We start from the raw sequence: 12,841 nt of genomic DNA, 5'->3' as shown, positions 1-12,841 counted from the left end.
CGTGACCGACTGAATCAGGCGTTGCCGGAAAGCTTCTCCCGCAGAGCCGCGAGCTGGGCATCGCTGGCCAGCGAGCCGCCCGTGGACTCGGCCGGACCGGAGGTGGACGCAGCCGCGCTGCCACCGGTCTCGGAGGAGTAGTTGCCCGCGACGGGACCACCAGCGGCGGCCTCGGCGGCAGCGTCGGCTGCCATCTTCTCCATCTGGGCAGTGTGCATCTTGTGGCGACGCTCGGCCTCGGCGTAACGGCCTTCCCACTCTTCACGCTGCTTGTCGAACCCGTCGAGCCATTCGTTGGTCTCGGGATCGAAGCCCTCGGGGAAGATGTAGTTGCCCGCATCGTCGTAGCTGTCGGCCATGCCGTACTTCGACGGGTCGAACTCGGCGTTGTAGTCCTCGTTCGCCTGCTTCAGCGACAGCGAGATACGACGACGCTCGAGGTCGATGTCGATGACCTTGACCATGGCGTCGTCGCCGACGGCCACAACCTGGTCCGGGACCTCGACGTGGCGCTCGGCCAGCTCGGAGATGTGAACCAGGCCCTCGATGCCCTCTTCGACGCGCACGAAGGCACCGAAGGGAACCAGCTTGGTGACCTTGCCGGGCACGATCTGGCCGATGGCGTGGGTCCGGGCGAACTGACGCCACGGGTCTTCCTGAGTCGCCTTGAGCGACAGGGAGACGCGCTCGCGGTCCAGATCGACGTCGAGAACCTCGACGGTGACCTCGTTGCCGACCTCGACGACCTCGGACGGGTGGTCGATGTGCTTCCAGGACAGCTCGGAGACGTGCACCAGGCCGTCGACGCCACCCAGGTCCACGAAGGCACCGAAGTTGACGATGGAGGACACGACGCCCTTGCGGACCTGGCCCTTCTGGAGCTGGTGCAGGAACTCGCTGCGGACCTCGGACTGGGTCTGCTCGAGCCAGGCGCGACGCGACAGAACCACGTTGTTGCGGTTCTTGTCGAGCTCGATGATCTTGGCCTCGATCTCCTTGCCGACGTACGGCTGGAGGTCGCGGACACGACGCATCTCGACGAGCGAGGCGGGCAGGAAGCCACGGAGACCGATGTCGAGGATCAGGCCGCCCTTGACGACCTCGATGACGGTGCCCTTGACGGCCTCGTCCTTCTCCTTGAGCTCCTCGATCGTGCCCCACGCGCGCTCGTACTGCGCCCGCTTCTTCGACAGGATCAGGCGGCCTTCCTTGTCCTCCTTCGTGAGGACCAGGGCCTCGACCGCGTCGCCCACGGAAACGACCTCGTTCGGGTCGACGTCGTGCTTGATGGAGAGCTCGCGGGAGGGGATGACACCTTCGGTCTTGTAACCGATGTCGAGCAGGACCTCGTCACGATCGACCTTGACGATGGTGCCTTCGACGATGTCACCATCGTTGAAGTACTTGATCGTTGCGTCGATGGCGGCCAGGAAATCCTCGGCGGAGCCAATGTCGTTAATGGCTACCTGCGGCGAGGTGACGGTGGTGGGCATATGTGGGTTTGCTCCGGACGGATTGTGGTCGGTTGCGGACATTGGAACTTTCGGAACGCTGCGAAATCACCGCGACGATGCGACGATGGGGATACGGGTAAGTATCGCACGGACCGCCGCACTTGCCGCTAGATCAACTCAGCGTGCATGAGCTTACGCGACCGTGGGCGAGCCGGGCAAACCACCCCCGCGCCACGCCGACACGGCGCGCTGCCGTCAGATCGGCTCTCCGCGCAAGTGGTCGACGAGCGCATGGAACACGACGAAGTCGGGCGTCTTGCGGACCTTCGAGAGGACCACTCGCCGACGTCCGACCTCGGCGAACACAGCGTCACCGAGGGCTACGAATATCCTCGTGATCTCGGCGATGGGCACTCGTTTCGCGCGGTTTCCGACCTCGGTCGCGGTGACCCACAGCTCCCCGAATTCCGCTCGACCGCCCGCACCGATCACCGCTAGGGCGCTCGGCAGTTTGCCGGCCACAACCCCAGCCTCGATGGCGGGCACCCATACTCGCTGACCATCGTAGCCGGGGTTCAGCGCGAGCCGTTCGCCGTCACTGCCGATGAGGGTCAGCGTGACGGCATCCACGCCCGCCCTCCGGTGCGATCGAAAGTGCTTCCGCTCGAGCAGTTGGATCGCGTCGTACCGAACCGCCCGTGGCCGACCCCGCAGGGAGCGAACGACACCATGGTCGAACAGGTCGAGTCGCGAATTCGTCCCATAGGCCAGGCGGTCATACCCCAGGGTTGCAGCCCCGAAGCCCAAAGCCATCCACAGGGTCGCCAAGAAGTACCCGAGCACCCACACCGAGCCCTCGTCTCCGTATATATACAAGTAGATCGCCAACGCGGTGATCGCGATGAATGGCAGAGCGAATTTCGCGAGACGCCCGATGGACGTGGGCGCGATGCGGTGTAGCGATCGGTGTGCGCCGAGGCCCGCCTGATCGGCTTCGGCCTGAATCCGCGCGCCCAGCGTCGCATCGATCGACAACGGTCGACTTGTCATCACGCGATCCCCCGAACCTGCTCACTCTCGCCAGGATCGTACGCCGATGCAGTCGGGGTCAACGGCCGAAACGGCCGGTTTCGGGCCTCGCTAGGCTTGGGCCGTGTCAGACGATGAACGCCACGCCCAAGCCAACGCGTTGCTCGGAACCTCGGCCACCACGCGAACCAAGGTCGACTCGGTCGCGAGCGAACGGGCCAACCGGCGCTGGTGGGACGCCGACGCCGAGCAGTACCACCAGACCCACGCCGACTTCCTCGGCGTCGACTCCCCTGGCGGGGAGTTCGTGTGGTGCCCGGAGGGCCTGCACGAGGGTGACATGGGCTTCCTCGGCGACGTGACCGGCAAGACGATCCTGGAGATCGGGTGCGGTTCGGCGCCGTGCTCGCGATGGTTGGCAGGCCACGGCGCGTTCCCGGTCGGGCTCGATGTGTCGATGGGGATGCTGGAGCGTGGCGTGGCCGCGATGGAGCAGGGCGGGCCGCGGGTGCCGCTCGTCCAGGCCGGGGCCGAGGCGCTGCCCTTCGCCGACGCGTCGTTCGACCTGGCCTGCTCGGCATTCGGCGGCGTGCCGTTCGTCGCCGACTCCGCGCTGGTGATGCGCGAGGTGGCACGGGTGTTGCGGCCGGGCGGGCGCTGGGTGTTCTCGGTGAACCATCCGATGCGCTGGATCTTCCCCGACGATCCGGGCGAGGCGGGTCTGACCGCCACGATCCCGTACTTCGACCGCACTCCCTATGTAGAGGTCGACGGCGACGGCGTGCCGACCTATGTCGAGCACCACCGCACGATCGGTGATCGCGTCCGCGAGATCGTCGGCGCCGGCCTGCACGTGGTCGACATCGTCGAACCGGATTGGCCGGAATGGCTCGACCGCGAATGGGGTCAGTGGTCGCCGCTGCGCGGGCAGATCTTCCCCGGCACCGCCATCTTCATCGCCGAGAAGCCCTAGAACTCCGGGAGCGCGGCGAACGACGGATCGACGCGCACGTTCGGCACCGTGTCGGCGACCCAGCGACGCGCCCTGGTCAGGGCATGGTCGGGGAACTCGGCATCGAAGCGGACGTCGTCGGACAGCAGATAGGGCAGCCGTCCGCGCAGGCCGGGCGCGTACGGGTGGGGCGGGCACATCTCGTCGCGCCGCACTTGCCGCCCGATCAGGGTCTCCCGCGCACCGGGCACGCCGGTCTCGGGGCAGATGATCTGGAACACCGCCGAGCACCGATCCTTGGGCACCACGATCGACGCCGCGAAGACGAGTTCCCCGCGTGGTCCCCCCAGCTGGGTCTTCTCCACTCGCAACAGGGCGGGCAACTCGTCGACCCACACCACGAAGGCCTCGATCAGGCAGCCGGTCCGCGCGTGGTGCTCGGCCAGCCGCCTGCGTAACCGTTTCAGGTCGTCGAGTCGGGCGGGCAGGTCGGGCACGCCGTTGACATAGTTCAGCGCGACGACGTCACGAGTGGCCGGATTCCCCCAGGTCGTGTCGTCCAACTGTTGCATTCCAGGAATGTCGAACGAGATGGGCACCGGATCAATTTACCGGCGCTGTCGACTTCGGTTGTCCCCGTGCGGCGCTCGGCGCGTCGATCAGGGAAAATCGCGCTCTTCGACCACATCGACGAGCCAGGCTTGGTGACCGATCACCATCGCGCGGCTGCGCGGGGTGGCGAGCACCGACGCCAACGCGGTGCCGAACGCCTCGGCGGTCGTCCGGTCGTCGAAGTCGAGATCGATGAGCACCCGCTGTGGCGTGCCCTCGACACGGCCGACGCGGTAGCGACGCACCCCGTTGTCGGCGCGGAATCGCTCGTACTGGTCGAACGCGGCCTTCCAGTCGTCGTAGTCGTGAACGGTGTTGTCGATGTGCAAGGTGACGGTCATGATGGCCTCCGTTGTCGTGCCGATGGGGATATCTCGATCATCGGCCCGTCCGAAGCGCCGCGACATCCCTGATCCTGAGGGTATTCCGCCGTAGGCTGGGACATGTGCCGAGTACCTTGGCCGACCGGATCGGCCGTCTGTGCCGGGCCGATCACTCCGCCAAACGACTGCGTGAACTCGTCCTGGTCGAGATCCGCGCGACGATTCCGTTCGCCGGTCATGTCTTCGCGCTCACCGATCCCGTCACCGCGGTCGCGACGGCGCCGCTCGCCGACGTCCCCGGCCTCGACTTCGGGCTCCTGCCGGACTTGATCCGCGCCCGCTACCTCACCCCGCTCAATCGCTGGGACACCGTGCGCGGCACCGGCGCTCACTCTTTGCTCGGCGCGACCGACGGCGACCCGAACCGGTCCCCGCTGTGGCGCACCGCTCAGCGCGATCTCGGCGTCACCGACTCCGCCACCGTCACGTTCGCCGACCGCTACGGCTGCTGGGGTTTTCTCGAACTGCTCCGCTACACCGAATCCCCCTTCACCACAGCGGAACTCGACGCACTGGGCACGCTGACGCCCACGGTCACCGTCGGCCTGCGTCGTACCGTCGGGGCCACGTTCGTCGAATCCGAGGCCCGCCTTCCACCCCTCGGCCCCGCGGTCGTCCTCCTCGACAACGCCCTGCGCGTGCGCTCGCAAACAGCGGCCGCCGCGGATTCCCTGCTCCGGCTACTCCCCCCGGACGAACCGATGCCGCCTGTCCCCGCCTCGGTCTACAACGCGGCCGCCGCCCTGCTCGCCATCGAGGCAGACACACCCCTCGGCCCCGCGACATCACGCATACACCTGGGTGGCAATCGGTGGCTCACCGTCAAAGCCGACCGTATCGGCGCCGACATCGCGGTGGCCCTGGAACCGAGCACCGCCACCGAACGCCTCGACCTGTTCGCCCGGGCCCACGGACTCTCCACCCGCGAATCCCAGGTCCTGACCCTCCTGGCGACCGGCCTGGATTCCCACGAACTGGCCACAGAGCTGTTCCTGTCCGAACACACGGTCAACGACCACGTCAAAGCCATCCTCGCCAAATCCGACACCCGAACCCGCCAACGCCTGCTGTCCCGCGTCCTCGGGGTCGGTTGATCGGCCGTGCGATCGATCCGCTAGTCGCGCTTCGGCTTTCGACCCGCTTGGTCGAGGGCCAGGCGCAGGGCGTATTCGATTTGGGAGTTGATGCTGCGCAGGTCGTCGGCCGCCCACTTGGCTATTGCCTCGTGGACGGCCGGGTCGAGCCGCAGCAGGATCTTTTTGGGGTCCCTCTTCGGCTGGGTCATCGGGCGGCTCAGGAGTAGAGCGATCCGGCGTTGACCACCGGCTGGGTGGCGCGGTCACCGCAGAGGACGACGAGCAGGTTGGAGACCATGTTGGCCTTGCGCTCCTCGTCGAGTTCGACGGTGCCCTGTTCGGCGAGGCGATCGAGCGCGAGGGCCACCATGCCGACAGCGCCCTCGACGATCTGGGTGCGGGCCGCGACGACCTGGGCGGCCTGCTGACGAACGAGCATGGCCTGGGCGATCTCCGGGGCGTAGGCGAGGTGGGTGATGCGGGCCTCGATGACCTCGATGCCCGCGGTGAGCGTGCGTTCACGCAGCTCGACGGTCAGTTCCTCGGCGACCTCGGCGCCGTCGCGCAAGCTGGTGCGGGCGTCGTCGTGGGCATCGTAGGGGTGGGTCGTGGCGAGGTGCCGTACCGCGGCCTCGGACTGGGTCTCGACGTATTCCTCGTAGTCGTCGACGGCGAAGGCGGCCTTGAAGCTGTCGACCACCTTGTAGACGACGACGGCCGCGATCTCGACGGGGTTGCCGTCGGCGTCGTTGACCTTGAGCTTCTGGGTTTCGAAGTTGCGCACCCGCAGTGAGATGGATTTGCGGTCGGTGAGCGGAACCACCGAGAAGAATCCCGGGTCACTGACCGAGCCGATGTAGCGGCCGAAGAAGGTGACGACCTTGGCCTCGTTGGGGTTGACGATGATCAGCCCGGTGGCGAGCAACCACACGACAAGGACCACCACGACGGCGGCGACCGCGCCTGCCCAGGCCAGTGCGCCACCGTTGTGCTGGGTGGCGGCGATGAACGCGAGAACGGCAGCGCCCCCGAACAACAGGGTGAACACCAGCCACCCCAGCACGACGACGAATCCGTTGGCGCGGAATGCGGACCGCAGCTCCATGACATCCTCCCGATATCTGAGTGATATCACTAAGATAGTAGATATCGGGAGGACGGGCAAGGGGCGTCAGGAACCGGGGACGATGTTGCGGTTGGCCCGAAACATGTTCCGGGGGTCGTATTTCGCCTTCGCCGCCGTCAATCGGTGGTAGGTGTCCGGGGAGTATCCGGCCGCGGTCTGGGCCGCGTCCGCCGCACCGCCCGCGCCGTAGAGGAACGCGAGGCTGTGTCCGATCGTCCACGGCGCCAATGCTTCTCGAACCGCGGCCAGTCCTTCGGGCGCGGCGTCGCCGGCACCGGGTCCGGTGATCACCCGCACGATGTATTCGGCATCTCGATGATCGATCGACGCCGGGCCACCGTGCCGCAGGGCGGCGCCGAGATGGCGGATGTCGACCACGGCGTCGACGCGGCCGCCCGGCGCGGTCAACGCGCGCAGCGCGGACAGGCCCTGCGACGTCAGCTCCGAGAGCAGCGCGTTGGTCGCGGCGTAGGCGTGCGGGAAGGGCGGATCGCTGTGGATGGTGTGCGATTCGGCGTAGGGCATCGTGCGCAGATCCTCGTGCAGACGAGGTCCGATCCGCCGCAACGGCGCCACCCACTGCGCGCCCTCCTCGTCGGTCCCGTCGTAGGCGATCCGGATCGAGGCAACGTGGCGGCCCCGCAGCGATTCCGGCACGGGCGGGATGTCGGGATAGGTCAGCACCGCGATCGTGGAGGTCAGCGCGCTCGGCACGGTCGCGGTCCATTCCCGCCACGCCGCCAGCGCCGCATCGACGAGTGGCGCGTCGAAAACCAGCTGACCACCATAGATTTCGGCGACGGGGACGAGGTCGAGTTCGAGCCCGGTCACCACGCCGAAGTTCCCACCCGAACCCAGTACCGCCCCGAACAATTCGTCGTCCGGGCCGAGTGAGCGCACTCGGCCGTCGGCGGTGACCAGTTCGATGCGGCGGACATGATCGGCGGCATAGCCGAATTCACGCGCCAGCAGTCCGAGCCCGCCGCCGAGCACATACCCGACGACGCCCACCGACGGCGACGACCCGTTCAAGGGCGCCAACCCGTGCCGAGCGGCCGCCTCGACCAACGCCCCCGCACGTACCCCCGCACCGATGCGGGCGGTCCGGGCCAGCCGGTCGATGGTGATGGTGTCCATGCGTCCGGTCGTGATGAGCACCCCTCCGTCGGCAGCGACGGACAGGCCGTGCCCGGTCGCCTGCACAGCGACCGCCAGCCCACGCCGGGCGGCGAATTCCACCGCGGCGCGCACGTCCTGGCCGTGCAACGCGCCGACCACGAACGCCGGGCGGTGCGTGTAGGCGGTTTGGAAGCCGGCGACCTCCTCGGCGTACCCGGGGTCGTCCGGCGTGAATACGGGACCAGCGAACTTCGTTGCGATATCGGTCATGTCTTCGACTCTGCGCCGACCGGAAGAATAAGTACAACAGATAGTTCTTCTCCTACCTATAATTGACAGTTATGGAACTGCGGCAGCTGCGCTACTTCGTGACGGTCGTCGACGAAGGCGGGTTCACCAGGGCCGCCGAGCGGCTGCACCTGACGCAGCCCGGCCTCAGCACTCAGATCCGGCAACTCGAACGCGAACTCGGACAGCGCCTGCTCGACCGCGGCGCTCGCACCGTGACGCTGACCGATGTCGGGGCCGCCGTGCTCGAGCACGCGCGCGCCGCCCTGGCCGCCGTCGATCGGATCGGGGACACGGTCGGGGAGTTCACGGGTTTGCTGCGCGGGCAGGTCCGGGTCGGCATGATCTCCGGAGCGGCGTCGGAGGTCTTCGATGTGGCGGGGGTGCTCGCCGATTTCCACCACGACCATCCGCAGGTCGGGATCAGCCTCACCGAGGACACCGCCGAACGGATGCTCGCCGCCGTCGAGCACGGCGAGCTCGATATCGCCTTGACCGGATTGACCGGCGCCCCAATAGATTCCAGCATCGGTCTGCACGTGATCCTGCACACCGCACTCGTCGCCGCCGTCGCTCGCGACGAACCCGTCGACCCCGCCGAATCGGCGGGCTCCATCGCCTTGCACGCCCTCGCTGATCGCCGCCTCATCTGCCTCACCCGGGGCACCGGCCTGCGCGGCGTCTTCGAACGTTCTTGTGCCGCTGCCGGTTTCACGCCGGACATCGCCTTCGAGGCCGCCGCTCCCCCGCTACTCCTCGAACTCGCCGCGCGCGGACTGGGAACCGCCATTGTCCCCGCCCTCACCCCCGCCGAAGCAGACGCCTTCGGTGTGCGAACCCTCGATATCGTCGAGCCCACCCTCCACGGCCGACTGGCCCTGGCCTGGCGCACCGACCCCCCACCCGGTCCGGCGGCGAAGGTGCTGCTCGGGCAGTTGCGCATCGCCTTCGGTGGTCACGCCTGAGCCGTCGTCCGAGTGGCGCGACCGGTCAGGATGGGGATCTCAGACGGGCGATTTCGGCTTCGAGCTCGGCGTTGTGCTGTCGGAGCCGGTCGATTTCGGCTTCGAGTGGAGCGCGTCCGGCGCGGGCGTAGTCCTGGATCCACTCGGTGCGGTAGCGGGGAGTGATGTTCTTGGTGCAGTTGCGGTCGAACGCCTCGATCCGCACCACGAACGCCCGGTCCGAGCGCGCGTCGATCGGGCCCGCCGACGTGGTCAGGAGTCGGTCGAGGAGCTCGGGATCATCGGCGCGTTCGACGACCTCGGCACGGCCGAAGATCTTGACCCTGGTGCGCGTCGGGTAATCGATGAAGAACAGCGCGACCCGATCGTCGGTGTCGAGATTGCCCAGTGTGACGAACTGGTTGTTACCCGGGTATTCGGCCCATGCGATGGTCGCGGCATCGAGCACGTGCACGAAACCCGGTGGTCCGCCCCGATGTTGGATGTAGGGCCAGCCGGAGCCGGTGACGGTCGCGAGGTAGAACGAGTCGGCCGCCCGGATCAGGCCCGCCACTGGCGGCTCCAGTTCTTCGGGCTCGCCGATGTCGGCGCCGTGGGCCATCCGCCTGCCGTGGACGGTGAAACCACCACCGCTGTGCTGGCGGCGCGCGGTGGCCGCGGAGAAAGCGATGGCTCCGTATCGGGTCGGCTTGTTCACCCCACCCACGGTACGACTCGTGATTCGTCAAGGATCGGTCCGCCGTGCCGCTGATGTCGGCGCGGGGGTCAGCGCTACGCTTTGGCTAACCGATGAAGGAGAGCTCGACCAGGACGAGGAAGGGCGTGCGTGGTGGAGTCGACTACTGCTGCGAAACTGCAAGAGCTGCGGGACAATCTGACGGCGGCGCGGGAACCCGCGGGGGATGCGGGTATCGCCAAGCGTGCGGCGAAAGGAATACCGGGCCCACGCGAACGCATCGAAATACTTCTCGACCAGGGCAGTTTCACCGAAATCGGCGCGCTGGTGAAACAGCCGGGCGCGGCCGAGGGCCTCTACGGTGACGGTGTGGTCACCGGACACGGCAGGATCGACGGGCGACCGGTGGTGGTGATCGCCCACGACCAGACCGTATTCGGCGGTTCGGTGGGTGAGATGTTCGGGCGCAAGGTCGCGATGGCGATGGATCTGGCGGCCGATATCGCCTGCCCGTTCGTGGCGATCAACGACTCCGGCGGTGCGCGGGTACAGGACGCGGTCACCTCGCTGGCCTGGTACGCGGAGATGAGCAGGCGGCAGACCCGGCTGTCCGGGGTGGTGCCGCAGGTGTCGGTGATGCTGGGCAAATGCGCTGCGGGCGCGGTGTATTCGCCGATCAATACCGATGTGCTGATCGCGACCGAGTCGGCGTACATGTTCGTGACCGGTCCCGAGATCATTCGCGAGACCACCGGCGAGGAAGTGACCCTCGACGAGCTCGGCGGCGCGTTCAATCAGGCGCACAACGGCAATATCCACCACGTGGCAGCGGACGAGAAGTCCGCATTCGATTGGGCGCGTAATTATTTGAGCTTCATGCCGTCGAACTGCTACGAGCGGGCGCCGCTGGTGAATCCCGGTCTGGAACCGGAGATCACCGACTCCGATCGCGAACTCGACGCACTGATACCGGATTCCGATCGCATGGGTTATGACATGTACGAGGTGCTGCTGCGGATCTTCGACGACGGGGAGTTCCACGAGATCGGCGACGGCGCCGCCCGCAACCTGATCACCGGGTTCGCGCGGGTCGACGGGCGCAGTGTCGGCGTCGTCGCCAATCAGCCGCTGGTGGCCAGCGGCGCGATCGATGCGCGCGGGTCGGACAAGGCGGCGCACTTCATCCGGCTCTGCGACGCGTTCGACATTCCGCTGGTGTTCGTCGTCGATACGCCGGGCGTGCTGCCCGGGGTCGAGGAGGAGAAGATCGGCGTCATCAAACGTGGCGGCCGGTTCTTCTACGCGGTGGTCGAGGCGACCGTTCCGATCGTCACCGTCGTGGTCCGCAAGGCCTATGGCGGCGGCTACGCGGTGATGGGGTGCAAGCAACTCGGTGGCGACATCAACCTCGCGTGGCCGACCGCGCGGATCGCCGTGATGGGCGCCGAAGCCGCGGTGGGCCTGACCCAGCGCAAGCAGCTCGCCGCCGTTCCCGAGGCCGACCGGCCCGCTGTGCGTCAGCAGATGGTCGACTTCTACAACGCCGCCGTCGCCACCCCGTGGATCGCCGCCGAACGCGGCTATATCGACGCGGTCATCGAGCCGTCGAACACTCGCCTGGAAATTCGTAAAGCGTTGCGCCTGCTCGGTGACAAGCACATCGAGCAGGCGCCGCGCAAACATCGCCTGATGCCGTTGTAGCGGTTCCGTGAGCCGGACTTCCGAGCCCGGCTCACGGGGTTACGCCCCGACCGGATCTTTTTGTGCCACAGCAGCACTCCCGACTCGGGGCCGCCGAGCGATTTCACGAACGAGCAGATAGATCGGGAAGGCGATGGGCGACAACAGGATGGTGCCGACCAGCAGCGGGCCCATCAGCAGCGGATGGACGTCGCGCTCGCGACTGTCGAGGTAGACCCAGCGCCCGAGGAACAGATCCCACGCGATGATCTGTGCCCACAGAGCGGTGAGCACAGCGGGATCGGCGGTGGCTTCGGTGATGGCGGCCAGCGACGGGGACGTCACCAACGACCACATCGCGCCCAATACCGGTACCGCGACGATCGCCCAGACCACCAAGGGCACCAGCACGATCCACGGTGAGGAGATGATCGTGCGGGTCCAGCGCCAGGTCGGGGCGAAGACCATCAACGCCCAGAACGGCACCGTGACGAAGAACGACAGGTCGAACAGCGTGCTCATGCGGTGGCTACCTTTCGAGTGCCGGTCGCGCTCGCGACCGAGATCATTACTCCGACAACAACTCCGGTGACGATCGCGGCCGCGGCGGTGAGCGTGGCCTGATCGGGATGGATCAACGGCTGCCCACGCAGCGCCTGCCAGGTGACCAGCGCGAGCACCGCCGCGTAACCCGCCGACGCGGTGATGATCAGGCCGAGCCGAACACGCACCGACCGCAGCAGCGCGATCCTCGGCGCCAGCACAATCAGCAGTGCCGCGAGCAACGGCAGCGCCTGGAGGGCGTGCATGCCGAAGAAGTGCGGAATGCGCAGGTCGCCGTGGGTCGTGCTCCACCCGGTCAGCGGCATGCCGGGCGTACCGTCGGGCGCTCCCACCGTGTGCGCGCCCGCGATTCCCTCGACGCCGGATTCCCGCTGCGGCATCAGATTTCCCAGCGCCAACCCGACCAAGGTGATCGCGATGCCGAGACGAATCGACCAGGTGATCGAGGCGTCGCCGAGGCGTGCGCGCATCAGTCCGATCCCGATCACCAGGGTTGCCAGGAACAGGATGACGATGGTCGACCCCATGATCACCCAGAGGGTGCCGTCCAGGGCGGTGGTCATGTTGTAGTGGCTGCGAGTCCCGCGGATCACCTGCCCGAAGATGATCACCTGCTCGATCACCCCGGCGACCACGATCACCGTGGCCATCCGTGCGGCGAGCCGAGAAGCATTGGGCCGCAACGACATCAACCAAGCAAGCGCCACGCTGTAGAAGACGAACGAGATCGCGAACTTGGCCGGCTTGAACCAGGCGGTCGACCCGGCGATCATCCGGTCGTCGACCAGCATCCCGATCAGGCCGACCACGACGAGCGCGGCGTTGACGGCGGCGAAATACATCAGCGGTCGATGCAGACGAGTTCGAGGGCGGGGCAGCGAGGGAACGGTGAGAACTGACATCGAATCTCCCAAAGA

Annotated in this window: 14 protein-coding genes; 4 read left to right on the top strand and 10 right to left on the bottom strand. The window is 67.1% G+C overall.

Annotation, left to right across the window (positions count from 1 at the left end; genetic code table 11):
* Positions 1-14 precede the first annotated feature (14 nt).
* Both rpsA and QX204_RS08325 read right to left on the bottom strand, forming a co-directional pair.
* Positions 15-1,493, bottom strand: a complete 1,479-nt coding sequence (gene rpsA, locus QX204_RS08330) for a 30S ribosomal protein S1 (RefSeq protein WP_056824523.1) — start codon at positions 1,491-1,493, stop codon at positions 15-17.
* A gap of 216 nt (positions 1,494-1,709) precedes the next feature.
* Positions 1,710-2,504, bottom strand: coding sequence for a DUF6585 family protein (locus tag QX204_RS08325; RefSeq protein WP_301905999.1), 795 nt, complete (start codon positions 2,502-2,504; stop codon positions 1,710-1,712).
* 103 nt (positions 2,505-2,607) lie between these two features.
* Between QX204_RS08325 and QX204_RS08320 the strand changes: the two genes are divergently transcribed.
* Entirely contained in the window at positions 2,608-3,456 is an 849-nt protein-coding gene (locus QX204_RS08320) for a class I SAM-dependent methyltransferase (protein WP_301905998.1), read from the top strand.
* Here QX204_RS08320 and QX204_RS08315 read toward each other — a convergent pair.
* Entirely contained in the window at positions 3,453-4,007 is a 555-nt protein-coding gene (locus QX204_RS08315; RefSeq protein WP_301905997.1) for a hypothetical protein, read from the bottom strand. The two genes, QX204_RS08320 and QX204_RS08315, sit on opposite strands and share 4 nt — an antisense overlap.
* An 87-nt stretch (positions 4,008-4,094) precedes the next feature.
* Positions 4,095-4,388, bottom strand: a complete 294-nt coding sequence (locus QX204_RS08310) for a hypothetical protein (RefSeq protein ID WP_301905996.1) — start codon at positions 4,386-4,388, stop codon at positions 4,095-4,097.
* Positions 4,389-4,492: 104 nt separating this feature from the next.
* Between QX204_RS08310 and QX204_RS08305 the strand changes: the two genes are divergently transcribed.
* Positions 4,493-5,524 (top strand): helix-turn-helix transcriptional regulator, encoded by a 1,032-nt coding sequence (locus QX204_RS08305; protein ID WP_301905995.1) that lies wholly within the window; start codon positions 4,493-4,495, stop codon positions 5,522-5,524.
* A 20-nt stretch (positions 5,525-5,544) separates the two neighbouring features.
* On the opposite strand, the gene QX204_RS08300 is transcribed toward QX204_RS08305, so the two are convergent.
* From QX204_RS08300 to QX204_RS08290, 3 genes are all read right to left on the bottom strand, one after another.
* Positions 5,545-5,715 (bottom strand): type II toxin-antitoxin system antitoxin, encoded by a 171-nt coding sequence (locus QX204_RS08300; protein WP_131816700.1) that lies wholly within the window; start codon positions 5,713-5,715, stop codon positions 5,545-5,547.
* An 8-nt stretch (positions 5,716-5,723) separates the two neighbouring features.
* A complete protein-coding gene (locus QX204_RS08295) occupies positions 5,724-6,611 on the bottom strand; it encodes an SPFH domain-containing protein (protein WP_301905994.1) in 888 nt (295 codons plus the stop codon).
* Between the two features lie 66 nt (positions 6,612-6,677).
* Positions 6,678-8,021: an FAD-binding oxidoreductase gene (locus tag QX204_RS08290; protein ID WP_301905993.1), complete on the bottom strand. Its 1,344-nt coding sequence runs from the start codon at positions 8,019-8,021 to the stop codon at positions 6,678-6,680.
* Between the two features lie 71 nt (positions 8,022-8,092).
* On the opposite strand from QX204_RS08290, the gene QX204_RS08285 reads away from it, so the two are divergent.
* Positions 8,093-9,004, top strand: coding sequence for a LysR family transcriptional regulator (locus QX204_RS08285; protein ID WP_301905992.1), 912 nt, complete (start codon positions 8,093-8,095; stop codon positions 9,002-9,004).
* Between the two features lie 25 nt (positions 9,005-9,029).
* Here QX204_RS08285 and QX204_RS08280 read toward each other — a convergent pair whose 3' ends face one another.
* Complete coding sequence (locus QX204_RS08280; protein WP_301905991.1) at positions 9,030-9,701, bottom strand: pyridoxamine 5'-phosphate oxidase family protein; 672 nt, start codon at positions 9,699-9,701, stop codon at positions 9,030-9,032.
* Positions 9,702-9,833: 132 nt separating this feature from the next.
* Here QX204_RS08280 and QX204_RS08275 point away from each other — a divergent pair, with 132 nt between their 5' ends.
* Positions 9,834-11,381: an acyl-CoA carboxylase subunit beta gene (locus tag QX204_RS08275; RefSeq protein WP_301907950.1), complete on the top strand. Its 1,548-nt coding sequence runs from the start codon at positions 9,834-9,836 to the stop codon at positions 11,379-11,381.
* A 39-nt stretch (positions 11,382-11,420) separates the two neighbouring features.
* On the opposite strand, the gene QX204_RS08270 is transcribed toward QX204_RS08275, so the two are convergent.
* Together QX204_RS08270 and QX204_RS08265 are read right to left on the bottom strand one after the other, a co-directional pair.
* Entirely contained in the window at positions 11,421-11,882 is a 462-nt protein-coding gene (locus tag QX204_RS08270; protein WP_301905990.1) for an ABA4-like family protein, read from the bottom strand.
* Positions 11,879-12,826, bottom strand: a complete 948-nt coding sequence (locus tag QX204_RS08265; RefSeq protein WP_301905988.1) for a hypothetical protein — start codon at positions 12,824-12,826, stop codon at positions 11,879-11,881. Before QX204_RS08265 ends, QX204_RS08270 begins: the two co-directional genes overlap by 4 nt.
* Positions 12,827-12,841: the final 15 nt, after the last annotated feature.

This window comes from Nocardia sp. PE-7 (genome assembly GCF_030486425.1).
Lineage (GTDB): Bacteria > Actinomycetota > Actinomycetes > Mycobacteriales > Mycobacteriaceae > Nocardia > Nocardia salmonicida_A.
The sequence above is the reverse complement of the archived record's forward strand: the minus strand, read 5'-3'. Positions and strand labels throughout refer to the sequence as shown.